At 56.2% G+C, this 22,318-nt stretch carries 19 protein-coding genes and 3 tRNA genes; 11 read left to right on the forward strand and 11 right to left on the reverse strand.

Features of this window, described 5'->3' with window-relative positions; all coding sequences use genetic code 11:
* Window positions 1-9 precede the first annotated feature (9 nt).
* The gene (gene gyrA / locus ACR0NN_RS00930) at window positions 10-2,733 is read right to left on the reverse strand and encodes a DNA gyrase subunit A (RefSeq protein ID WP_170718820.1); all 2,724 of its coding nucleotides are present in this window, start codon (window positions 2,731-2,733) and stop codon (window positions 10-12) included.
* A 194-nt stretch (window positions 2,734-2,927) separates the two neighbouring features.
* Between gyrA and ACR0NN_RS00935 the strand changes: the two genes are divergently transcribed.
* Entirely contained in the window at window positions 2,928-3,197 is a 270-nt protein-coding gene (locus ACR0NN_RS00935; protein ID WP_039535770.1) for an usg protein, read from the forward strand.
* A 9-nt stretch (window positions 3,198-3,206) separates the two neighbouring features.
* Here ACR0NN_RS00935 and ACR0NN_RS00940 read toward each other — a convergent pair whose 3' ends face one another.
* On the reverse strand, window positions 3,207-4,781 hold the full coding sequence (locus tag ACR0NN_RS00940) for a caspase family protein (RefSeq protein WP_170718822.1): 1,575 nt from the start codon (window positions 4,779-4,781) through the stop codon (window positions 3,207-3,209).
* A 90-nt stretch (window positions 4,782-4,871) separates the two neighbouring features.
* Window positions 4,872-5,825 (reverse strand): radical SAM family protein, encoded by a 954-nt coding sequence (locus ACR0NN_RS00945; protein ID WP_170718826.1) that lies wholly within the window; start codon window positions 5,823-5,825, stop codon window positions 4,872-4,874.
* 162 nt (window positions 5,826-5,987) lie between these two features.
* Here ACR0NN_RS00945 and zwf point away from each other — a divergent pair, with 162 nt between their 5' ends.
* The 4 genes from zwf to ACR0NN_RS00965 all read left to right on the forward strand — a co-directional run bounded on the left by zwf (window position 5,988) and on the right by ACR0NN_RS00965 (window position 11,452).
* On the forward strand, window positions 5,988-7,442 hold the full coding sequence (gene zwf, locus ACR0NN_RS00950) for a glucose-6-phosphate dehydrogenase (protein WP_170718829.1): 1,455 nt from the start codon (window positions 5,988-5,990) through the stop codon (window positions 7,440-7,442).
* Window positions 7,439-8,110 carry a 6-phosphogluconolactonase gene (gene pgl, locus ACR0NN_RS00955; RefSeq protein WP_170718831.1) on the forward strand — a complete coding sequence of 224 codons (672 nt, stop codon included), beginning with the start codon at window positions 7,439-7,441 and terminating at the stop codon, window positions 8,108-8,110. Before zwf ends, pgl begins: the two co-directional genes overlap by 4 nt.
* 5 nt (window positions 8,111-8,115) lie before the next feature.
* Complete coding sequence (gene pgi / locus ACR0NN_RS00960) at window positions 8,116-9,726, forward strand: glucose-6-phosphate isomerase (RefSeq protein ID WP_170718833.1); 1,611 nt, start codon at window positions 8,116-8,118, stop codon at window positions 9,724-9,726.
* Between the two features lie 106 nt (window positions 9,727-9,832).
* Window positions 9,833-11,452: a long-chain-fatty-acid--CoA ligase gene (locus ACR0NN_RS00965; protein WP_170718835.1), complete on the forward strand. Its 1,620-nt coding sequence runs from the start codon at window positions 9,833-9,835 to the stop codon at window positions 11,450-11,452.
* Between the two features lie 18 nt (window positions 11,453-11,470).
* On the opposite strand, the gene ACR0NN_RS00970 is transcribed toward ACR0NN_RS00965, so the two are convergent.
* From ACR0NN_RS00970 to ACR0NN_RS00985, 4 genes are all read right to left on the reverse strand, one after another.
* A tRNA-Asn gene (locus ACR0NN_RS00970) sits at window positions 11,471-11,545 on the reverse strand.
* A 173-nt stretch (window positions 11,546-11,718) separates the two neighbouring features.
* Window positions 11,719-12,333, reverse strand: coding sequence for a hypothetical protein (locus ACR0NN_RS00975; RefSeq protein WP_480683721.1), 615 nt, complete (start codon window positions 12,331-12,333; stop codon window positions 11,719-11,721).
* A 527-nt stretch (window positions 12,334-12,860) separates the two neighbouring features.
* Window positions 12,861-12,935: transfer RNA gene (locus ACR0NN_RS00980), tRNA-Asn, on the reverse strand.
* Between the two features lie 74 nt (window positions 12,936-13,009).
* The gene (locus ACR0NN_RS00985) at window positions 13,010-13,924 is read right to left on the reverse strand and encodes an MBL fold metallo-hydrolase (RefSeq protein ID WP_170718836.1); all 915 of its coding nucleotides are present in this window, start codon (window positions 13,922-13,924) and stop codon (window positions 13,010-13,012) included.
* Window positions 13,925-13,968: 44 nt separating this feature from the next.
* On the opposite strand from ACR0NN_RS00985, the gene ACR0NN_RS00990 reads away from it, so the two are divergent.
* A complete protein-coding gene (locus ACR0NN_RS00990) occupies window positions 13,969-15,288 on the forward strand; it encodes an ATP-binding protein (protein WP_170683703.1) in 1,320 nt (439 codons plus the stop codon).
* Between the two features lie 2 nt (window positions 15,289-15,290).
* Here the strand turns inward: ACR0NN_RS00990 and ACR0NN_RS00995 are convergent.
* A tRNA-Ile gene (locus tag ACR0NN_RS00995) sits at window positions 15,291-15,367 on the reverse strand.
* Between the two features lie 107 nt (window positions 15,368-15,474).
* Between ACR0NN_RS00995 and purM the strand changes: the two genes are divergently transcribed.
* The 3 genes from purM to rnd all read left to right on the forward strand — a co-directional run bounded on the left by purM (window position 15,475) and on the right by rnd (window position 18,382).
* Window positions 15,475-16,521 carry a phosphoribosylformylglycinamidine cyclo-ligase gene (gene purM, locus ACR0NN_RS01000; RefSeq protein ID WP_170720149.1) on the forward strand — a complete coding sequence of 349 codons (1,047 nt, stop codon included), beginning with the start codon at window positions 15,475-15,477 and terminating at the stop codon, window positions 16,519-16,521.
* The gene (gene purN / locus ACR0NN_RS01005) at window positions 16,518-17,114 is read left to right on the forward strand and encodes a phosphoribosylglycinamide formyltransferase (RefSeq protein ID WP_170718838.1); all 597 of its coding nucleotides are present in this window, start codon (window positions 16,518-16,520) and stop codon (window positions 17,112-17,114) included. The genes purM and purN overlap by 4 nt, the downstream gene beginning before the upstream one ends.
* Window positions 17,115-17,224: 110 nt before the next feature.
* Entirely contained in the window at window positions 17,225-18,382 is a 1,158-nt protein-coding gene (gene rnd, locus ACR0NN_RS01010) for a ribonuclease D (protein WP_480683723.1), read from the forward strand.
* On the opposite strand, the gene ACR0NN_RS01015 is transcribed toward rnd, so the two are convergent.
* The gene (locus tag ACR0NN_RS01015) at window positions 18,379-18,903 is read right to left on the reverse strand and encodes a hypothetical protein (RefSeq protein ID WP_170718842.1); all 525 of its coding nucleotides are present in this window, start codon (window positions 18,901-18,903) and stop codon (window positions 18,379-18,381) included. The genes rnd and ACR0NN_RS01015 overlap by 4 nt on opposite strands.
* Window positions 18,904-19,044: 141 nt before the next feature.
* On the opposite strand from ACR0NN_RS01015, the gene ACR0NN_RS01020 reads away from it, so the two are divergent.
* Window positions 19,045-19,455 carry a SufE family protein gene (locus ACR0NN_RS01020; protein ID WP_170683708.1) on the forward strand — a complete coding sequence of 137 codons (411 nt, stop codon included), beginning with the start codon at window positions 19,045-19,047 and terminating at the stop codon, window positions 19,453-19,455.
* Window positions 19,456-19,458: 3 nt separating this feature from the next.
* On the opposite strand, the gene ACR0NN_RS01025 is transcribed toward ACR0NN_RS01020, so the two are convergent.
* Both ACR0NN_RS01025 and ACR0NN_RS01030 read right to left on the reverse strand, forming a co-directional pair.
* On the reverse strand, window positions 19,459-20,124 hold the full coding sequence (locus ACR0NN_RS01025; RefSeq protein WP_170718844.1) for a DUF1638 domain-containing protein: 666 nt from the start codon (window positions 20,122-20,124) through the stop codon (window positions 19,459-19,461).
* A gap of 101 nt (window positions 20,125-20,225) precedes the next feature.
* On the reverse strand, window positions 20,226-20,924 hold the full coding sequence (locus tag ACR0NN_RS01030) for a cobalamin B12-binding domain-containing protein (RefSeq protein WP_170683710.1): 699 nt from the start codon (window positions 20,922-20,924) through the stop codon (window positions 20,226-20,228).
* A 318-nt stretch (window positions 20,925-21,242) separates the two neighbouring features.
* Here ACR0NN_RS01030 and ACR0NN_RS01035 point away from each other — a divergent pair, with 318 nt between their 5' ends.
* On the forward strand, window positions 21,243-22,310 hold the full coding sequence (locus ACR0NN_RS01035) for a PA0069 family radical SAM protein (RefSeq protein ID WP_170718846.1): 1,068 nt from the start codon (window positions 21,243-21,245) through the stop codon (window positions 22,308-22,310).
* Window positions 22,311-22,318: the final 8 nt, after the last annotated feature.

Below are 22,318 nucleotides of genomic sequence, written 5' to 3' on the forward strand. Positions count from 1 at the left end.
AAGAGATGCTTACTCCTCAGCCTCTTCCTCGCCTTGATCCGCGATCCAGGCAACGCTGACCACTTCCTCACCCTTGCCAGTGTTGAACACTTTCACACCGCCGGCCGAACGGGATCGGAAGGAAATCCCATCCACAGGTACGCGGATCGACTGGCCTTTTGAGGTCGCCAGCATGATCTGGTCGTCAATCTCAACGGGGAAGGAGGCAACCAGTTCGCCGCCGCGCATGGCCTTGTCCATGGCCGCAACGCCCATGCCACCGCGTCCGCGGACAGGGTAATCATGGCTGGAGCTCAGCTTGCCCGCGCCGCCTGACGTGATGGTCAAGATCAGGTTCTCTGCCGCCGACATTTCGGCATAGCGTTCCTGTGTGATCGAGCCGGGTGCGGCTTCGTCCTCATCCGTCTCGCCGTCATCGGCAATGCCCGCGACCGCGCGGCGCATCTTGAGATAGGCGGCGCGCTCGTCCGGGTCGGCCTCGAAATGGCGGATTACGGACATCGAGACGACGCGGTCACCATTGCTCAGCCTGATGCCACGCACACCGGTAGATTCGCGTGAATTGAAGACACGCACATCGGTGGTACGGAATCGGATCGCACGGCCTGAATTGGTGACCAGCATCACGTCTTCATCTTCCGAGCAGATACGGGCATTCACCAGCTCGATACCCTCGGGCAGTTTCATCGCGATCTTGCCGTTGCGGCGGACATTGGTGAAGTCCGACAGGCGGTTACGGCGCACGTCACCGGCGCTAGTGGCAAAGACGATCTGCAGGTTTTCCCACTCTTCGTCCGGCACATCCACCGGCATGATTGCCGCGATGGATACGCCTGTTGGAATCGGCAGGATGTTGACGATGGCTTTGCCCTTGCCGGTTCGGCCCGACTGGGGCAGGCGCCAAGTCTTAAGCTTGTAGACCATCCCATCGGTCGTGAAGAACAGCAGTTGTGTGTGGGTGTTGGCCACGAAGAGGTTGGTCACAACATCCTCTTCTTTGGTCTGCATCCCCGACAGGCCCTTGCCGCCGCGTTTTTGCGCCCGGAAATCGGCCAACGGAGTACGTTTGATGTACCCGCCCGAGGTAACGGTCACGACCATATCCTCGCGCTCGATCAGGTCCTCGTCTTCCATGTCGCCGGACCAGTCGACGATCTCGGTACGACGGTCGACGGCGAATTGTTCACGGACACTGCGCAGCTCATCTGCGATGATGCCCATGATCCGCTCGCGTGAGGACAGAATATCGAGATATTCCTTGATCTTGGCGGCCAGTTCTTCCAGCTCGTCCGTGACCTCTTTGACGCCCAGTTGGGTCAGGCGCTGCAGGCGCAGATCGAGGATGGCGCGGGCCTGAACCTCGGTCAGGTTATAGGTGCCGTCGTCGTTCATCTTGGACAGAGGATCGTCGATCAGACGCAGATACCCTTCGATTTCGGCGGCGGGCCAACGGCGCGTCATCAGCTTTTCACGTGCTTCAGCCGCATCGGCGGAGGAACGGATCGTGGCAACCACTTCGTCCACGTTCGACACGGCCACGGCCAGACCACACAGGATGTGGCTACGCTCGCGGGCCTTGCGCAGATCGAACGCGGTGCGGCGCGCAACAACATCCTCGCGGAAGTCGATGAAGGACGTCAGGAACCGGCGCAAAGTCAGTTGCTCGGGCCGTCCGCCATTTAGGGCCAGCATGTTGCAGCCAAAGGACGTCTGCATCGGAGAGAAACGATAAAGCTGGTTCAGCACCACCTCAGGCGTCGCATCGCGCTTGAGTTCGACCACAACGCGCACACCGTTGCGGTCGGATTCGTCCTGAACGTGGGCCACGCCTTCGATCCGCTTTTCACGCACCGCCTCGGCAATCTTTTCGATCATCGACGCTTTGTTTACCTGATATGGGATCTCATCCACGACGATGGCATAGCGGTCCTTGCGCAGTTCCTCGACGCGAGTCTTGGCCCGGATGATGACGCTGCCGCGACCTTCCAGATAGGCTTTGCGCGCACCGGATCGGCCCAGCATTACGCCTCCGGTAGGGAAGTCGGGGCCGGGTACGTATTCGATCAACTGCTCAGAGGTCAGGTCCGGGTCGTCGATCAGGGCGAGCGTCGCATCGACCACTTCGCCCAAGTTATGCGGCGGGATGTTCGTCGCCATACCAACGGCGATACCACCGGCGCCATTGACCAGCATGTTGGGGAAACGGGCGGGCAGGACTGTTGGCTCTTTGTCCTTGCCGTCATAGTTGTCCTGAAAATCGACCGTCTCTTTTTCGATATCAGCAAGCAAGGATGCGGCGGGTTTGTCCATGCGAACTTCGGTATAACGCATGGCCGCCGGGTTATCGCCGTCCATCGAACCAAAGTTGCCTTGACCATCCAGCAGAGGCAGCGACATCGAGAAATCCTGCGCCATCCGCACCAGCGCGTCATAGATCGCGCTGTCGCCGTGCGGGTGATATTTACCCATAACGTCGCCGACAGGACGCGCCGATTTACGGTACGCCTTGTCATGGGTGTTTCCGGTCTCATGCATCGCGTAGAGGATGCGCCGGTGCACGGGCTTCAATCCATCACGCAGATCAGGGATGGCACGGCTGACGATGACCGACATGGCATAGTCCAGATAGGATGTGCGCATTTCGGATTCGATTGAGACCGTCGGGCCGTCATAAACAGGGCGCTCCGGTGGGGTTTCGTCCATGTTTTCAGGGATTTCTGGCGTATCGCTCACGTAGGCTGCCCGTGTCTTGTTCTTGATCTATATCTTGTGGATGCACCTTATCAGACCCGGCATATAAGGTGCAAGCAAGCAACCGTTCCCCGACCAATTTAGGTCGGTAACATCGGAGTAACATATTGTTATCTAAGTATTAGGAGAGTTCCGTGTTACCCTGAGGGGACCTTGCAACAAGTTTGGAGGTCTGCATGGCGCAAAGTGAAACGGAACTCATGCTTAAGGGGTACGGGCTGACCACGGCGGAATTCTTCTACCATATGCCCGACTATATTCACGTTCTGAATACGTTCATCTGGCAGGATTACGACCTCGCTCCGGATCATCCCAAGCTGTTTGAGTTCGTTGAATTCTGGCAGAAAGAAATTGAAGGGCCGTTGCACTCGGTCCGGTTTACGCACCGCAAGATGATCGCACCCGGAGAGTGGCGGAACATGGTCGGTGAGTTTCGGGTGAACTAAGGCGCGAAATTAACCAACGCGCCAAGCGTAAACCGAGCATCCGGTCGAACCGGTACTGGTAAAGCTGTTGCCATCTTCGGCCAGACGTCCACGCCATTTGACCGTAATACCGGGGAAATAGTCGGTTCCGGTCAGTTGCTGATCATTCAGATATACCTCGGTATTTGCATTTTGGCCCAGTGAGTCTGATAAACGACCCGAAAATTTGTTCGCGCCCGATTTAACGTAGTTGACCGAGCCGGTCACTTTGACCACCAGTGCACAGGTCGCTTTGTACCGCCAATTCCCCACAAGAGACTGGCCATTTGCAGCAGATTGCGTCGAGGCAGGGGCGATGGCCTTGCAGATTGTGCCACTTTTGCCTTCCAGCTCTTCCAGTGCATGTCTGGTCCCCAGATCATCCGGCCCCAATTGTGAGGCACTGGCCGCAAGGTAGTTTGTGAAAGCACGCTTGGTTCTAGGCCCGGCGATGCCATCCGCACCACCTGCGCTGCATCCCAGCGCGTTGAGAGCGGCCTGCGTTGATCGCATCACCTGAATGTCGTCTGTTACAACCAATGTATCATTTGCGATGACTGGGGTTTCGCGGCTCGGGAGGCTTTGATCTGTGTCGGTTGGCGAAGTGTTGGCGAGTGCAAGACTGTCACGTATCTGCAGGGCGACCTTGTAGCTGTAAACATCTGACTGGTCGGAGTATTTATCGAGAAACGTATCGAATGCTTCGATTGTTCCAACAGAACGTGCCAAATTCAGATCAGCGCGAATATCGGCGTTCTCCGCCGAAGCGGAGTTTGTTTGTTGCGAGTCCAGCACCGCAGGGGTGAAGTAGAACTCCCCCAACAATTCATCGTAATAGGCCGGTATCTGGTCATGTTGGACGGTTCGCGACAGATCCCGCACTTCGGTTCGAAGCGCCGCAACCATGCTGCGTAGTTCCAACCCCGGTTCGGACAGACGGGGTAGCAGTGCACGGGTAAAGACCGAGTTCTGCGCGGCGTCATCATCGCTTAGCCGATCCAGCGCCATCTGACCGGCCCCGGCAGAGAATATGACGAACATACCCTGTGGTGCATTGATCCGGCCAAGACCGCGTGTTCCACCAATGCTGCGCCCGTTGGTTGATTTGAACGGGTTGTCGCGGCACGCGTCAATGATGGCGATTGAGGTCCGTGCTCCGGTCGCGCGGACCCGATCCAACAGGTCAGACAGGGCGATAGACTCAGATTTGATGAAATCAGACTGACCGGCCTTCGGGGTCTCGATATCGGTCGGCAACAGATAGTTCTCGCCGTCTATTTCCACGCCATGGCCGGCAAAAAAGACAAAGGCGGTATCGCCTGCTTCCAATTGGGCAGTGAATTCAGAAATGCGCTGGTTCATTCCGCGCCGGTCAAGGTTTACGCCCTGAAAGGTTTCAAACCCCAAGCCCTGAAGCTTTTGGGACACAGCTTCCGCATCGGCGACCGCTTTTTGCAAATCGATGACCGAGTCGTAGTCGTCATTTCCTATGACAAGCGCCAGCCTGTCTTGTGCCCAGAGCGGGGCAGCGAGGACCAAGAAGCAAATACCAAACAACCATTTCATTAGAACGGCCCGTTTTTTGAACACGACGTATATTCATATACGGGATTTCAGCGAACATGCGCAGTGAATTTGGTCACTTAGGCAAAATGATCAGGCCGAACAGCTTGCACCACCTAATACACAGAATTTGGCGCAGTGCGGATGGTTCAGATGCACGTCAGCCTCAGCTTCGGCGAGCGTTTCACCCAGTTCAAATTCCGGCGAATAGGGCAGTAGGGTACATGCCAACACAGCCGGCCGTTTTGCCCCTTTGCGTTTGACCACCATACGCGAGCTAGCGCACATAACTGCATCGGGCGACTTGTTCAGAATACCCCAGCACGCGGTTGTAATTTCAGGAACTTCTACGGTTTCGTCCATCTCGGGGAACAGCACGGTCTGCGCTGGATTTTGTGCATCAATGTCAAAGCCGTGCTCGGCAAAAAACGTAGCATATCCTGCGCGGCTTTCGGCGTCGCTTTCGCCCCAGACACTGCGCCCGGCGATGGCCATCTTGAAGCCGTTATCCCGCAGCCATTCCATTCCCGTCAGAGTCTTTGCAAAACTGCCTTTGCCGCGTTCTTCGTCATGCAATTCCGGGCGGAAATGATCGACAGAAATCCGCAGGGTCAGTTTGTCTGCGAAGTCGCGCTGTAATTCCATTAAGCCCTCACGCATTTTACGGCGCATCATCGGCAGCATTGCGTTGGTCAGGATTAAAACGTCGTACCCGCGTTCAAGTGAGGCTTGGGTCATCTCGATCATTTCGGGGTTCATGAATGGCTCACCGCCGGTAAAGCCGATCTCACGAATAGGCCATTGGCGCTGTTCAATCTGATCCAGATAATCGCGGACTTCGTTTGCGGTTATGTAGACCAACGCATCATTGGTCGGGCTGCTTTCGATATAGCAGTTCACGCATTCGATATTGCACAGAGTGCCGGTGTTGAACCACAAGGTCTCTGGATTGCTCAGCGAGACCGACGCGCGCGTTTGCCCGTCCGCTGTCACCAAACTGTCTTGAAACTTTCCGATATTCGCGGCCTGAGGGGCGTTGTCTTTCATTCCCGTATCCGGTTTTGTGCCTTTGCCAATCGATTTAATCGTTTGCGACTGTTTAGTTAAGTGCGTTTGCTCTTAGCTGACAGAGTTTTGATGTTGGAAGAAAATTGCCAATTGATTGCGCTAACATTGGACATGCCTCAAGTGGCAAGGTAAGGAAAAGCCATGGTTTCTCGCGTCATACCCGTAGACCCATTTGATCTGGTCATTTTCGGCGGAACCGGCGATCTGGCGCAGCGTAAGATCGTTCCGGCCTTGTTTCGCCGTTACTGCGCCGGTCAATGGCCCGAGGCTACGCGGATCATCGGCGCAGCGCGCGGAGATCTAAGAACCCAGGCGTTCCGCGACCTTGTATCTGATTCGTTGCGTCAACATGCACCCAGGCGGGCAACGGATTCTGAGGCGGTTGACCGCTTTTTGCAGCGTGTCGAATATGTTCGGTTGGATGCGGTGTCAGATGAGGGCTGGACCCAACTGGCGGAAATGCTGAGCGCGGATCGTATCCGGGCCTTCTACTTCTCGGTTGGGCCGCGACTGTTTGGGCCGCTGGCCGAGCAGATCAGAGCCCACAATTTGGAGACGCCCCAGACCCGTATCGTCGTCGAAAAACCCTTCGGGCACGATCTTGAAAGCGCTCAGGCGCTAAATTCAACGCTGGCCACACATTTCGACGAGGGTCAAATATATCGCATCGATCATTATCTGGGCAAAGAAACGGTTCAGAACCTGATGGCAGTGCGGTTCGGGAATATGTTGTTCGAGCCCCTCTGGAACAGCCAATATGTCGATCACATACAGATCACTGTGGCCGAGACGGTCGGCATCGATGGGCGAGAAGACTATTATGAGCGTGCAGGTGCCATGCGCGATATGGTGCAGAACCACCTGATGCAGCTTTTGTGCCTGATCGCGATGGAGCCGCCCGCAAAATTCGACCCTGACGCAGTGCGCGATGAAAAGCTGAAAGTGATCCGTGCGTTGGATCAAGTTGAGCCGCACCATATCGTTCGTGGCCAGTTTGCAGGCGGTCCTAGTGGCCGGGGATATCGTGACGTGGTCGGAAATCCGCGTTCGACAACCGAAAGTTACATCGCCTTACGCGCGCATGTCAGTAACTGGCGTTGGGCGGGGACTCCGTTCTATTTGCGCACAGGTAAAGAACTGGTGGCGCGATCTTCAGTCATCAATGTGATGTTCAAGGACGCGCCGCATTCGATTTTCGGGGAAGAGGCCGGACGACATGCAAACGCGCTGTCCATCCGTCTGCAGCCGAATGAGGGCATTACCCTGAAGGTGACCATAAAAGAGCCGGGGCAGGGTGGAATGCGACTAGTCGACGTGCCGCTGGATATGAGCTTTGCCGAGGCTTTAGGCCCCGAGAATCAGGACCCGCCCGACGCCTATGAGCGGCTGGTGATGGATGTTATCCGCGGCAACCAGACGCTGTTCATGCGCGGCGATGAGGTTGAGGCCGCTTGGGCCTGGACCGATCCAATCATCGCAGGCTGGCAGGCGCGCGGCGATGTTCCCAAGCCTTATGAAAATGGCAGCACCGGACCGGGTGATGCCGAGTTGTTGATGAAACGAGACCACCGCCGCTGGCAAGGAATAAACCCATGAATATCAAAGACTACGCCGACCGAGATATGCTGGCCATTGATGTCGCGAACGCTTTGGCCGGAGACCTTGAGGCCGCGTTGCTGCATCATGACACAGTCTCGCTGGCTGTTCCCGGTGGCACTACGCCGGGGCCAATTTTCGATGGCCTATGTGCTGCAGATTTGGAGTGGGAGCGGGTGCGCATTGTGCCGACCGACGAACGGTGCGTGCCGGGGGATCACGAACGCTCGAACGAGCGCTTGATCCGTGAACGGTTGCTGACAAACCGCGCCTCTGTCGCGCAATACATTCCTCTGTTTGCCGCTGGCCATGAGCCCGAGGCGGTTCTGCCTGAGATTGAGAGCATGATTAACCCGGTGCTGCCTTTGTCGGTGCTTGTACTGGGCATGGGGGAAGATATGCACACGGCATCTCTGTTCCCAGGGATGGATGGCCTGACCGCAGCGCTAGACAGTCATGCACCGACGCTGGCGGTGGCGCGCACGGATGTGCAGCCCGAAGCGCGTATCACTCTGACGGCACCGGTGCTGGAGGGCGCATTGTCCAAGCATCTTGTCATTTTTGGTAGAGCCAAACGTGATGCCCTGGACCGCGCCATGTCACTGCCGCCCGAAGAGGCACCGATTGCAGCTGTGTTGAGCGGCATGATGGTTCATTGGGCGGAGTGATCATGATGAAATTGGATCAACTGAAATCACTTGCAGCAGCAGCGGATAGCCGTCGGATACTGGACCTGTTCGACGCTGATGCAGATCGAGCAAAGGGCTTTTCCGCATCAACCGGCGATCTGCTGTTTGACTACTCGAAGACGCAGATCGATGACGATGTTCGGGATGCCCTGATCCAGCTCTGCGATCAGGCTAATTTGGCTGAGCGTCGGGCAGCGATGTTTGACGGGGAAAAGATCAACGAAACCGAAGGGCGCGCGGTCCTGCATACCGCATTGCGCAACCTTGGCGGAGGTCCTGTCGAAGTTGATGGTCAGGATGTAATGCCGGATGTGCTGGAGACTTTGCAGCGCATGCGCGTCTTTGCCGAGGAAGTGCGTGGCGGTGCGATCAAGGGGGCAGGTGGTACCTTTACCGACGTGGTGAATATCGGCATCGGCGGCTCGGACCTTGGGCCGGTCATGGCGACGCATGCGCTTGCACCGTATCACGATGGGCCAAAGCTTCACTATGTGTCGAATGTGGATGGCGCGCATATCGCCGACACGCTGCGCACGCTTGATCCAACCCGGACTCTGGTCATCGTGGCCTCGAAAACCTTTACCACGATCGAAACCATGACCAATGCGCGCACGGCGCGGGCGTGGATGGTTGATGGCGGTGGTGACCCCACACAGCAGTTTGCGGCCGTCTCAAGCGCGGTAGGCAAGACTGCTGCCTTTGGTATCCCCGAGGCGCGCGTATTTGGTTTCGCCGATTGGGTTGGCGGGCGCTATTCGGTTTGGGGTCCGGTCGGCCTGCCAGTGATGATCGCCGTCGGCTCGAACGCGTTTGATGCGTTTTTGCGCGGCGGGCAGGCGATGGATCTGCATTTCCGCGCGGCGGAATGGGTTGAAAACATGCCTGTTATGTTGGCTCTTGTGGGCATCTGGCACCGACAAGTTATGGGCCATGCCAGCCGCGCAGTATTGCCCTATGATCAGCGCTTGTTGCGGCTTCCGGCCTATTTCCAACAGCTTGAGATGGAATCTAACGGCAAGTCCGTCGCGATGGATGGCAGTACTCTTGCGTTGCCCTCAGGACCTGTCGTCTGGGGAGAGCCAGGCACCAATGGACAGCACGCATTTTATCAGTTGATCCATCAAGGAACGGATGTGATCCCTTGCGAATTCATGGTGGCCGCCGAAGGGCATGAACCAGAGCTGGCACATCATCACCGGCTGCTTCTGGCCAACTGTCTGGCACAGTCAGAGGCCCTGATGAAGGGCCGGTCATTGGATGAAGCCCGAGGGCGCATGGCCGAGAAGGGACTGACCGGAGACGAGTTGGAACGTCAGGCGCGGCACCGCGTCTTTTCAGGCAACCGTCCCTCGACCACATTGATGTATCCGCAGCTGACACCCTTTGTTCTGGGCCAGATCATCGCGCTGTATGAGCATCGGGTGTTCGTCGAAGGGGTCCTGATTGGCATTAATTCTTTCGATCAATGGGGCGTTGAGCTTGGCAAGGAACTGGCGACATCTTTGGGTCCCATCGTCGATGGCGAGAGCAGTGCCGAGGGCAAGGACGGCTCGACCGCTTCTTTGGTGGGATACGCCCTGCGCCATCGCGGTTGACGCGGCACCCCGTCGCACTCTCTTATTGTCAGACAATTGAAATCTTGGCAGGGTCATTGCCAAGGTGGAACAGCGCGGCCAAGCGCTGACGATGGGAGGAATGTCCATGCTGGGACAGATGATGACGCAGCCGTTGCTGATTTCGTCACTGATTGATCACGCTGAACGCAATCACGGCGAGACCGAGATTATCTCGGTCGAGACCGATGGATCCGTGACTGAGACCAATTGGGCCGGGATCGCGCAAAACGCACGACGATTGGCTTCTGCGCTGGTGAAGCTTGGGCTGCAGCCGCAGGATCGTGTGGGCACGCTGGCTTGGAACAACCGTCGGCATCTTGAAATTTACTATGCGGTATCAGGTGCAGGCTTTGTTTGTCACACGGTCAACCCGCGTCTGTTTCCCGAACAGCTAACCTATATCATCAATCACGCGCAGGACCGGGTTCTGTTCTTTGATGCGACCTTTTTGCCATTGGTTGCCGCGCTGCAAGAGCATCTGACCGAAGTGCAGCATTATGTACTGATGGGCGCGCGGGATGAGGCTGCGGTGTCTCAGGTGCCGGGATTAGTCTTCTATGATGAGCTGATTGAAACCGGTGGTGAGGACTATGCGTGGCCCATCTTTGACGAGAACACTGCATCCAGCCTTTGTTATACGTCAGGGACCACGGGCAACCCTAAGGGCGTTCTCTACTCTCACCGGTCTACATTGCTGCACAGCTTTGCGTCTAACACGCGTGATGTGATCGGCTATTCCGCGATGGATGTCGTTATGCCGGTGGTGCCGATGTTCCACGTCAATGCCTGGGGCTCACCCTATGCTAGCGCCATGTCCGGGTCGCGCATGGTGATGCCGGGGCCGGGTCTGCATGGCGAGGCGCTGGTTAATCTGATTGATACATATGGTGTGACATTGGCGATGGGCGTGCCGACGATCTGGCAAGGATTGCTGGCCCATGCGGCGACATGCGGAACCAAGCTGGAAAGCCTCAACCGCACCGTGATCGGTGGCGCGGCATGCCCGCCCTCGATGATCGAAACCTTCCGTGAAACCTATGGGGTCGACACCGTCCATGCCTGGGGCATGAGCGAGATGAGTCCCTTGGGAACCACGAATTACCCGATGGCCAAACATCTTGAGATGCCTCTTGAGGCCCAACACAAGCTGCGTGAAAATCAAGGCCGTCCGCCCTTTGGTGTCGAGTTGAAGATTGTCGATGATGACGGCAACGATCTGCCACATGACGGTGAAACACAGGGCGATCTGATGGTGCGCGGTCATTGGGTGTTGGACAGCTATTTCCACATGCAAGACGAGAGCTTGCTGCAGGATGGCTGGTTCGCAACAGGTGACGTGGCAACGCTGGACCCGGATGGCTACATGACGATCCGAGATCGGTCAAAGGACATCATCAAATCGGGTGGTGAATGGATCAGTTCGGTCGAGTTGGAGAATATTGCCGTCGCGCATCCTCAGCTGGCTACTGCCGCCGTCGTCGGTGTACCGCATCCGAAATGGGATGAGCGGCCGCTATTGGTTGCGGTCAAGGCCGAAGGCGAAGAGCCAACCGAACAGGACCTGTTGTCCTTCTTTGACGGTAAAATCGCCCAATGGCAGGTTCCGGACAAAGTTGTGTTTGTCGACGCATTGCCGTTGAACGCGACGGGTAAGGTCCTGAAACGCAATCTACGCGCGGATTTCGGCGATGTGTTGATGGGGTGAATGCCAGTCAAGGAAGAATGGCTCCGGCGGTAGGGATCGAACCTACGACCAATTGATTAACAGTCAACTGCTCTACCGCTGAGCTACGCCGGAACGGTCCGCGCCGTATAGCAACCTCAATTTACGACGTCCAGAGGATAAGACTCATTTACCAAACAATTCTCGCACAGGTCCAAAAATCAACAGACCGCGCGAATTTATACCCTGAAAAACGATCCATTCAGTTGCCGGGTTGGACGCCTAAATTTGAAACGCCAAAGGACGACTTACGCCTCAGACGCGTTTGCCTGCTGAGCCGCTTTTTCGGCTTCTCGTTCCTGTCGCGTAAATATGGGTGCAGCGGCCGTGTCGATATTATGTTTTTCCAGCAGATGCTCCATATAGCTGCCGGGTTCTGGAACACCGCCAATGAACGCCAGAAATTGTCGGACCCTTCGCCCATAGAAATGAACGGAGTAGGTGTCATTCGTGATTGACCTACGAACTTTGCGAACCATCTTGCCACGCATCAAGAAACGTCGATTTTTGAAACTTATTGGATACAGGCTATTTGTTGGAAGCGCATATTTGGCTTCACCTGTTTTCTTAAGATAGTGCGAGATCGCGTGTGGACCCCAAACACCCCAAGTTAGGTCGCCAGCATGTGCCGGGGTTCCGGCGTCCCTCAGTTCTTCGAAGTGTTTCCTCACCTTCGGCGTAAACCATTCAGGTATTCCGTATTCGTCCTCAGTCATTTCAATAAGTTGACCAAGCGCATCGCTATCCGAAGGCAAGCCCAGGACCCCGCCCGCGATATGACTTTCGGACTCCCACGCGTAGAAATGACCCGTGTCCGATTTGAAGGTTTTCACGCAATATGCGTCAAGGTCGGCCCAGATCATCCGATCGTTTTGCTGAATCAGGTGGTATCGGGAAACGTCTGAATACAAAGCAAAACTGCCGGTCCGTCAGTGTGTAACGAAGCGGTTGCTGCTTAGGACAGTTTCACCACTGATTAGTTCAACGCCTTCTGGCACGTTCTGTATATCACAGTAGTGATAAAGCTTTACATGATGCCCCGCGTCCAAGAATGACTAAGCACAAAGGACTTCAACGTAGCTGAGCGGGCCTTTGACCCACAGCATACCAATTTCATACTCACGATTCATCTGCTGACTTGTTCCTGCGCGCCTGCTGACTGAGCACCTGCCAGCAATAATCATCTTTGACCCTTAGTCCTAAATGTCAATTTCCGATCGAGGCAAGGCAATCTATGGTCGATTTTGTATCGACGTTGGACGCTACATTGGAAATTGGATTGGATCGCCATCCTGGGACTTATGAAGGGATCATGCAAGCTTGCGTGGGACTAGCATCATTTAATGATAGCGCAGCAAGTGCGCTGTCTAGTCATATCATCTAAGGGATTTGGCTCCGGCGGTAGGGATCGAACCTACGACCAATTGATTAACAGTCAACTGCTCTACCGCTGAGCTACGCCGGAACTGAGGGGCGTATAACAACAGCAATTTTCGCCGTCCAGAGGGGAAGCGCATGAGCGTGTAAAATTTTTTCTGTTTAGACGACGCGTCTGAAACGCGCCTCTGCTGACAGTTTATCTTCAGGCACAACTTTCGCTCTTCCGGTCAGATCAATCAGATGGGCAAATACGTTCCGTTCTGCGGCGGAAAGTAACGAGACTGGAGTTTCTACATAAATTTCCTGGGCAAGTTGTTGTGCGGTTTGGGGGCCTCTCTCTAATGCTGCTAGAATCTGCCTTTCTCGCTGCAATCGGTGACTAATAAGCCAATCCAGACGCTCGGCGGGTTTGGTGATCGATGCACCGTGGCCAGGGTGGAATGTTGTCCAGTCGCGCGCACGAAGGCGACGACAGGCGGCCATGAAATCCGTCAGGTCGCCATCTGGGGGCGAGACCAGAGAACTGGCCCAACCCATGACATGATCGGCGGTAAAGCAGATATCTCCCCAAGCCAGCGCAATATGATTGCCAAGATGGCCGGGCGTGTGAATGACCTCTAGCTGCCAGCCTTCTGCCGCGACACACTCGCCATCCTCAAGTTCGATATCCGGGCGGAATTCTGCGTCTATGCCTTCACCTCCACCGGCAAGCCCATCCTGGGCCAATTGAGTCATAACATCGCTGCGCCCGGCTTGTGGCCCTCCAAACGCCAGAATCGGTGCACCCGTCTGGGCTGCGAGCGGGGAGGCCAAAGGTGAGTGATCCAAGTGTGTGTGCGTAACGAAGATATGACTGATCCGCTGGTCGGGTTCCAACGCATCAAGGATGGCCTGCAGATGTGCGTCACTCAAAGGTCCCGGGTCGATGACTGCGATGTCTGATTCGCCTAAAAGGTAAGTGTTTGTGCCCCGATAGGTCATTGGCGAAGGATTGGGGGCAAGCACGCGCCTGAGGCCCGGAGCAAGCTGGTCTACCTGTCCGGGGCGTGGGTTGAATTCGTCGGGGGCTTGCATTCTGACCTCTTCCTCTTACCCAGGCAGCCCGCTAGGTTTAGCGCATGTCGACCCAATGGCTCAAACCCTATATGCCGCGCAGTTTGTATGCGCGTGCCGCACTTATTCTGGTGCTGCCGGTGATCGTTGTGCTTTTGGTTGTCGCGATTGCCTTTCTGCAAAAACACCTTGAGGAAGTGACTGCCCAGATGACCCGCACCGCGGCGCGCGAGGTGAATTTGGTGCTGGATGTGATGCAAGGGTCTGAAACTCAACAGCAGGCATTGGCTGCCGCGCGACGAGACTTGTCTGTTTTAAACATGACCGCACGGTTTTTACCGCCAAATGAAGAACCGCAGAGCAGTTCTCGGCGTTGGTACGATTTCATTGCACCTCAGGTGGATACAGAAATGCGAACACTACTGCCAGAGACGCAGTACGTGGCGCTGCCAAACGGGCAGGATGTGCATCTGTTCCTGGCGACGAATCTGGGAATGCTGGAGCTGGGGTTCGACCGCCGTCGTCTTTCGCCTACGGCTCCGCATCAGCTAATCGTGACAATGGTGTTCTTCGCCGCGTTGATGACGACGATCTCGTTTCTATACATGCGAAACCAGCTGCGGCCGATTACGCGTCTGGCGGACGCGGCACAGGCCTTTGGGCGCGGACGTGTGGTGCCGTATTCGCCCGGAGGTGCGATTGAAGTGCGCGCAGCGGGGAATGCCTTTGTCGACATGCGCGCCCGAATCGAGCGGCAGATTGAGCAACGCACACTCATGCTATCGGGGGTGAGCCACGACCTGCGTACACCTCTGACGCGCCTCAAGCTGGGATTGTCTATGCTGCCTGAAGACGAGGCCGCGCCGTTGCTGCAGGACGTGGATGAGATGCAATCGCTGCTGGACGCATTTTTAGACTTTTCACGTGGCGCAGCGGAAAGCGCGCCCGAAGAGGTCGAGCCCGAAAACTGGCTCAGCCAGATTGTTGACGATGCACAGCGCGCTGGCCAGCGAGTTGAGCTGATTTCGGTCGAGGGGCAGGGGACAGCCATGCTGCGACCGTCTGCCATGCGGCGGGCTGTTGAGAACTTGATCGGCAATGCGATCCGCTATGGGTCTCGCGCTGAGGTGAGCTTGTCGATGACGCCAAAATCGCTGCGCATTCGGGTTGAGGATGACGGCCCCGGTATTCCGGTCGAACACCGTACCGAAGCTGTTAAACCCTTCACGCGCCTTGATCCGGCACGGAACCAGAATCAGGGCAGCGGCGTGGGATTGGGCCTTGCGATCGTCGCCGATATCGCCCGCGTGCACGGGGGGATTCTGCGGCTGGGCAGCAGCGAAAGACTGGGCGGACTATGCGCGGATATCGTCATTGGGCGGTGATTTGGTAGGCCCGGAGGGACTCGAACCCCCAACCAAAGCGTTATGAGCGCTCTGCTCTAACCAATTGAGCTACAGGCCCGCCTGAGGGCTTTGCCTATCACGATGGCAGCCCGCGTCAAGCCTGACCGTTGCAACATGGCTCACAATCGAATAACCCGCGCGCAAAGCACTCATGAGGGATTGGCCATGACAGCGGGCAAGAACGGAATCACCTATGCCGACGCAGGTGTGGATATCGATGCAGGCAACGCTTTGGTTGATCGGATCAAGCCTGCCGCCAAGCGCACCAATCGTTCAGGTGTAATGAGCGGGCTAGGGGGCTTTGGTGCCCTTTTTGACCTGAAAGCGGCTGGCTATCAGGACCCGATTCTGGTGGGGGCAACCGATGGTGTGGGCACCAAGCTGCGTATCGCAATTGATACCGGCGTTGTCGATGGCGTGGGCATTGATCTCGTGGCGATGTGCGTCAACGATCTGATCTGTCAGGGCGCTGAGCCATTGTTTTTCCTTGACTACTTCGCGACCGGCAAGCTGGACACCGACACTGCCGCGCGGATTATCGAAGGAATTGCCGAAGGCTGTGCTCAATCCGGGTGTGCGCTGATTGGCGGCGAGACCGCCGAGATGCCGGGTATGTATCCGGACGGGGATTTTGATCTGGCCGGTTTCGCGGTCGGCGCGATGGAGCGCGGCTCGGCCTTGCCTGAGGATGTGCAAGAGGGTGATGTGCTGCTTGGGCTGGCCTCGAACGGTGTGCATTCCAACGGCTACTCGCTGGTGCGCAAGCTGGTTGAAATGTCTGGACTGGGCTGGGACGCAAAGTGCCCCTTTGGCGACGGCACTTTGGGTGAGGCACTGCTAACGCCCACGCGGCTTTACGTAAAGTCTGCGCTGCAAGCGATCCGGGCAGGGGGCGTTCATGCGCTTGCTCATATCACCGGTGGCGGTTTAACCGAAAACCTGCCGCGCGTACTGCCCGAGGATCTTGGCGCTGAGATTGATCTTAGCGCTTGGGACCTACCGCCCGTATTCAATTGGATGGCAGACATCGGGGGTATTTCGCAGGCCGAGATGCTCAAGACATTCAATTGCGGGATCGGCATGATTGTTGTTTGCGCCGCAGATCAGGCCGATGATCTGACTGCATTGCTGACAGAGACTGGCGAATCTGTTGCGCGAATCGGATATGTTTCTGCCGCGCCGGGTGTGGCCTATTCAGGCAAATTGCTGTGAGCTACAAACGCATCGCGATTCTGATTTCTGGCGGGGGGTCAAACATGGTGTCACTGGTCGACAGCATGACCGGGGATCATCCCGGGCGTCCCTGTCTGGTTCTAGCGAATGACGCCGATGCCGGGGGGCTAAAGAAAGCCGCGGACCGCGGTATTCCCACTGCTGCCGTAGACCATAGGCCATTTGGCCAAGATCGCGCCGCGTTTGAGGCTGAACTGATAAAGCCGTTGATCGAAGCCCAGCCGGATGTGGTGTGTCTGGCCGGTTTCATGCGCGTTCTGACCGGAGAGTTCGTATCCCGCTTCCAAGGCCGGGTGCTGAATATCCATCCGTCGCTTTTGCCCAAATACAAAGGGTTGAACACACATGCCCGCGCGATCGAAGCGGGCGATGCCCAGCATGGTTGTACTGTTCACGAGGTCACGGCGGCGTTGGATGATGGGCCAATTCTGGGACAGGCACGGGTGGATGTGCTGGCGGGGGACACGCCCGATGACCTCGCCGCCCGCGTGTTGACGTGGGAACACAAGCTCTACCCTGCGGTGCTGCGCCGGTTCTGTATGGGCAAGAAAGACCCAGTTCTGTTGCCCTGATTTCTTGGGGTGATTTACACGCAATCGTTATTCGTCTTATGGTCGCATATCGCTCGGGACGAGGACGGCACGGGCAGTTACAATAACCAAAAGCAAGAACAGCACCGCGCATGAAAACCCTGACAACGACGCAAGAGCTGGCCGCATTCTGCACGGCTGCTGCGCAATATCCTTATGTCACTGTAGACACTGAATTTCTGCGCGAACGAACCTATTATTCTAAACTCTGTCTTGTGCAGCTTGCAGTGCCAAATGCGGATGAGGACAGCGCCGTGCTGGTCGATCCACTGGCGGAAGGTCTATCATTAGAACCTTTGTATCAGCTGTTTCGGGATGAAAGCGTGGTCAAGGTTTTCCATGCGGCGCGACAGGATCTTGAGATTTTCTGGGTAGACGCAGGCGTGTTTCCAACGCCGCTGTTCGACACTCAGGTCGCCGCGATGGTCTGTGGCTTTGGTGAGCAGGTCGGATACGAGACCCTGGTGCGCAAGATCTGCAAGGAAGGGGTCGATAAAACCTCTCGCTTCACCGACTGGTCACGACGTCCGTTGACGGATGCGCAAAAAACCTATGCTTTGGCCGATGTTACTCATCTGCGAAAGATCTATGAACACCTAGCTGCAGAGCTGAAAAAGACCAGTCGGGATCACTGGGTGGCAGAAGAGCTTCGTATCCTTACCCGCCCCGAGACCTATGACATACGCCCGGAAGAAGCATGGCGCCGTGTTAAGACCCGGACGAATTCGGCCAAGTTTCTGGCAGTTGTCAAAGAGCTGGCTCAATTTCGCGAAGCTTATGCGCAAGAGAACAATGTACCGCGTAGCCGGGTATTCAAGGACGATGCGCTGATCGAGATGGCGTCGACCAAACCAAAATCGCCATCGGACTTGGGTGGGTCACGGCTATTGCTGCGTGAGGCCCGAAAAGGGGCAATTGCGGATGGCATTCTGGCTTCGGTGAAACGTGGCGTAAACTGCCCTCAGGATCAGTTGCCCAAGGTCGACAACAGCCGAGATAAGCTGAAGGTCAATCCCGCGCTTGCGGATTTGCTGCGGGTTCTTCTGAAGTCGAAAACCGAAAGCGCGGGCGTTGCTGCGAAACTGATCGCATCAAGCGCCGAGCTGGATCAGATTGCGGCCGGGGAACGCGATGTGGCTGCCATGTCAGGCTGGCGGTTCGAGGTGTTTGGTGAGGACGCTTTGAAGCTGTGCGAAGGCAGGATTGCGTTGGCTGCAAATGGTCAAGCTGTTCAGGTTGTCGCGCTCTAACGGCGGCGGGATTCCAACGCGTTCTGCTGGCCTTTAACCCGGACCAGTCGAATACCTTCTAGTTCCTGTCTGCTGACATTAATGGCCTCTGACACCATTCGAGACCGCTCAGGCCCCTGTGCGGTTGCATAGCTTGGGTAATCCACGCGGAAGGTAAATTCCATAATACCGTTTTTTGTAAGTTCTTCAGACCTTACGCGCGCAAGCTGCGCATTGAATGCGCCCTGTCGGATGGCCGTGCCGGTGGCGTATACGATCGCGCCGGAAGCAGTGGGATCGATCCGCAGTTCATTGATGACGGCGATTGGGACGCTGTTATCCTCGGCCTCTGGACGCGCAAACAAGCCCCTGCCGTCGCCCTGCTGTGGAACAAGCGCGTTGGCGTCATCTGCAGGTACGCCTACCGGGCTGGGCGTGCTGCTGCCAAACCAATTCGATGGATTGGCCCGAGAGTTGCTCCAGTTGCCACATGCGGAGAGAAACAGGGTAGATATCATCAGAAAAGACAGAGTTTTGTGCATGGACCCAACACTTTGCGCAACTTAACTTGCATCGGGTTAACGTAATTTTGGCATCTTGAAAAGCCACGCTGGGGACTGGACAGCCGGTTACGCTGGGCATAGTTCACAATTGTGAACGCGTAACGCAAGGACGACCCAACCATGGCCACGCCTGCCTTTGAAGAGATTGTCGAAGATTTCGAATTCCTGGAGGACTGGGAAGATCGCTATCGCCATGTCATCGAACAAGGGAAGGCGATGGAACCGCTGGAAGATGCGTTCAAAGTTCCTGCGACCAAGGTCAATGGTTGTGCAAGTCAGGTCTGGCTGCATCCGTCGGTCGAAAATGGCCAGTTCCACTTTGATGGTGACAGTGATGCCTTGATCGTGCGGGGGTTGATTGCAGTGTTGCGCAGTCTCTATAACGGCCTGCCGGTTGCTGAAGTCCCGAAGGTGGACGCAGGCGGCGAATTGGCCCGACTTGGGTTGCAAGAGCATTTGTCCGCTCAACGTTCAAACGGACTACGGGCTATGATCGAGCGTATCCGTGAGGTGGCCCTGGCCAACGCCTGACATTCACGAAGGCGGGCGCGCTGCCCAATCCGAAAGCGTTGTTTCCAGATCGCCATAGCCGGTCAATCGACGCTCGAACGCCAGCCCCATCCGTTCGGCACAGTCCTGCGCTCGACGGGTCAGTTCGGGATTGTCGGTTTGGGCTTGATAGACAAGTTTGGTGTAGTTCCCGAAATACATGTCGCGCAGTTCAGGGTGCCGATCCAGGCCCAGTGGTTTCCAGACAAAAGCATCGAACTGCCGCGCCAAGAAATCGGTCAGGTAAAACGCGGTAACCTCATCATCACCATGCGCGGCAAAGGCCAAATTCCCTTCGAAGAACGAATAACAATGCGGGCCTTTGATCATTTCGACCCCCAGCCGTTCGCACGCGGCCTGTAACAGCCCGCCAGTTCCGCAATCCGCATAGACGATATAGATCTGATCGTAAGCGTCTTTGTGCTTTGCAACGGCATCCTCAACGGCCTGAGTGATCTTTTCCGGATGCACATGCAAGATGGCGGGCAGGCAGGTCAGCGCCATATGATCCCAACCGTTCCGTTCCTTCAGATCTAAAATCTCACGCGCCAGCGCACCGCAAGCGATCAGCAGAATGGACTCGGTCTGGCGCGCTGTTGAGTACCCTTGGCGGGTCAGGCTGTCGTCATCTGGTATCTGATTATCGGTCATCTGATCTCTCTGACTGCGAGCTGGCTATATCTGGGGCCAAGGTTCAGACAAAAAAGGCCGCCCCAACAAGGACGGCCTGTTTCACGATATGGTTTCGTGCGTTAGCCGGCCAGTTGGTTGTGCTTGCGCGACATAAAGTCCTTGGCCATCTCCACGGCCACGGCTGCGTCACGGCAATAGCCGTCAGCACCGATCGCCTTGCCGAACTCTTCGTTCAGCGGAGCGCCACCAACCAGAACGGTGTATTCATCACGCAGGCCCTGTTCGACCAGCGTGTCGATCACAACCTTCATGTAAGGCATGGTCGTGGTCAGAAGGGCGGACATGCCCAGAATGTCGGGCTTTTCGTTTTCCAGCGCTTCCAGATAGTTTTCGACCGGGTTGTTGATACCGATATCGACAACCTCAAACCCGGCGCCTTCCATCATCATCGCAACAAGGTTCTTGCCGATGTCGTGGATATCGCCTTTGACGGTGCCGATCACCATCTTGCCAACACGCGGTGCGCCGGTTTCAGCCAGCAGAGGCTTCAAAATCGCCATACCGCCTTTCATCGCGTTGGCCGCCAGCAGCACCTCGGGAACAAACAGGATACCATCGCGGAAATCGTGGCCGACGATGGTCATGCCACCCACCAGCGCTTTGGTCAGGATATCATAGGGCTGCCATCCGCGCTCGAGCAGGATGTTAACACCTTCTTCGATTTCTTCTTTCAGGCCGTCATAAAGATCATCGAACATCTGTTCGACAAGTTCGTCGTCATTCAGTTCGGACAGGACGATGTCTTCTTCATCAGACATGGGCATTTCCCTGAGCTGTACGGGCCATCGGCCCTTGGTGGCATTTTTTCCGTTTTGGCCATTTCGTCGCAGGTCTACTGTGACGATTGCGACCTAGGTCGTTCTGAGACCGACCTATAGGCCGATTAATTACCCTAAGCGACATTAAATTTTGCAAGATTATCCTGCATTCGTTTCATCAGCCACGGTAAATTCAATTTTTTGTTCTTCGATTTCTGCGCCCCTTCGGTCCGTAAATATCTGGATGGAAAACACTGCATTTCTTGCCATCTGGAAGGATTCTGATTATTCAAAGTTGAAGGAACATAAGGTGAACAAATGAGCGCCGCTGTCAAACATCCCGGGCGTGGTGCCGCCTCAAACGCCGCTGGGCGTTTTGAGCGGTTTGCGACTGAGGCTGCCGAGGATGGCTGGGACTTGCATGACGAACTGCCGCCTTTGCGGACAGAGGTCCGGGATGAGGGCGCGCGCAGTCTCATAACCTACAACAAGTCTCCGGATTTGCCCTTTGATCGGTCGATCAATCCATACCGGGGCTGTGAGCATGGCTGTGTCTATTGCTTTGCGCGACCAACCCACGCGTATCTTGGACTGTCGCCAGGATTGGATTTCGAAACCCGTCTTGTTGCGCGCGCCAACGCGGCCGAAACACTGCGCCGCGAGCTTTCTGCGCGATCCTACAAAGTAGCGACGATTGCATTGGGCACGAATACCGATCCCTATCAGCCGGTCGAGAAAAACCGAGAAATCACAAGAGACTGCCTGAAGGTTCTGAGTGATTTCCAACATCCGCTCGGCATTGTGACCAAAGGAACATTGATCGAGCGTGATCTCGACATTCTGGCGCCGATGGCACGGAATGGTTTGGTACGGGTCGGCATTTCGTTGACGACCTTGGACCCAGATCTTTCCCGGAAAATGGAGCCTCGGGCGCCGTCACCACAAAGACGGCTTCGCATGATTCGAAACCTTTGCGGGGCAGGGGTTCCTGTTCGGGTCATGACGTCTCCGATCATACCGGGCTTGACGGATCACGAGCTTGAAAACCTTCTGGAGGCTGGCAAGCAGGCAGGGGCAGACTCTGCCAGTTGGATCATGCTGCGACTGCCGCGTGAAGTGTCCGAGCTGTGGCGCGAATGGTTGGCCGAGCATCAGCCAGGCAGGGCCGAGAAGGTGATGGCGCGGCTGCGCGAAATGCATGGTGGCAAAGAATATGACCCACGCTGGGGCCACCGGATGCGCGGCGAAGGAACCTATGCCGAGATGGTCTCTCAACGCTTCAATGCGGCTGTGAAACGGCTTGGGTTGTCGGTCAAGCTACCGCCTCTGAATTGTGCAGACTTTGCGCCACCGCCCCAGCCCGGAGATCAGCTGGCTTTGTTCTAAAGTGATCG

This window comes from Ruegeria sp. BA2, assembly GCF_056539605.1.

What these genes read in the sequence shown, in the direction of transcription:
- ACR0NN_RS00985 (WP_170718836.1), bottom strand. Translation starts at nt 13,924, where the DNA reads ATGCAAGCCCCCGACGAATTCAACCCACGCCCCGGACAGGTAGACCAG.
- pgi (WP_170718833.1), top strand. Translation starts at nt 8,116, where the DNA reads ATGAAATTGGATCAACTGAAATCACTTGCAGCAGCAGCGGATAGCCGT.
- pgl (WP_170718831.1), top strand. Translation starts at nt 7,439, where the DNA reads ATGAATATCAAAGACTACGCCGACCGAGATATGCTGGCCATTGATGTC.
- ACR0NN_RS01025 (WP_170718844.1), bottom strand. Translation starts at nt 20,124, where the DNA reads ATGACCGATAATCAGATACCAGATGACGACAGCCTGACCCGCCAAGGG.
- purM (WP_170720149.1), top strand. Translation starts at nt 15,475, where the DNA reads ATGACAGCGGGCAAGAACGGAATCACCTATGCCGACGCAGGTGTGGAT.
- ACR0NN_RS01035 (WP_170718846.1), top strand. Translation starts at nt 21,243, where the DNA reads ATGAGCGCCGCTGTCAAACATCCCGGGCGTGGTGCCGCCTCAAACGCC.
- ACR0NN_RS00975 (WP_480683721.1), bottom strand. Translation starts at nt 12,333, where the DNA reads ATGATCTGGGCCGACCTTGACGCATATTGCGTGAAAACCTTCAAATCG.
- ACR0NN_RS00940 (WP_170718822.1), bottom strand. Translation starts at nt 4,781, where the DNA reads ATGAAATGGTTGTTTGGTATTTGCTTCTTGGTCCTCGCTGCCCCGCTC.
- ACR0NN_RS01020 (WP_170683708.1), top strand. Translation starts at nt 19,045, where the DNA reads ATGGCCACGCCTGCCTTTGAAGAGATTGTCGAAGATTTCGAATTCCTG.
- ACR0NN_RS01030 (WP_170683710.1), bottom strand. Translation starts at nt 20,924, where the DNA reads ATGTCTGATGAAGAAGACATCGTCCTGTCCGAACTGAATGACGACGAA.
- rnd (WP_480683723.1), top strand. Translation starts at nt 17,225, where the DNA reads ATGAAAACCCTGACAACGACGCAAGAGCTGGCCGCATTCTGCACGGCT.
- ACR0NN_RS01015 (WP_170718842.1), bottom strand. Translation starts at nt 18,903, where the DNA reads ATGCACAAAACTCTGTCTTTTCTGATGATATCTACCCTGTTTCTCTCC.
- ACR0NN_RS00990 (WP_170683703.1), top strand. Translation starts at nt 13,969, where the DNA reads ATGTCGACCCAATGGCTCAAACCCTATATGCCGCGCAGTTTGTATGCG.
- ACR0NN_RS00935 (WP_039535770.1), top strand. Translation starts at nt 2,928, where the DNA reads ATGGCGCAAAGTGAAACGGAACTCATGCTTAAGGGGTACGGGCTGACC.
- zwf (WP_170718829.1), top strand. Translation starts at nt 5,988, where the DNA reads ATGGTTTCTCGCGTCATACCCGTAGACCCATTTGATCTGGTCATTTTC.
- ACR0NN_RS00965 (WP_170718835.1), top strand. Translation starts at nt 9,833, where the DNA reads ATGCTGGGACAGATGATGACGCAGCCGTTGCTGATTTCGTCACTGATT.
- ACR0NN_RS00945 (WP_170718826.1), bottom strand. Translation starts at nt 5,825, where the DNA reads ATGAAAGACAACGCCCCTCAGGCCGCGAATATCGGAAAGTTTCAAGAC.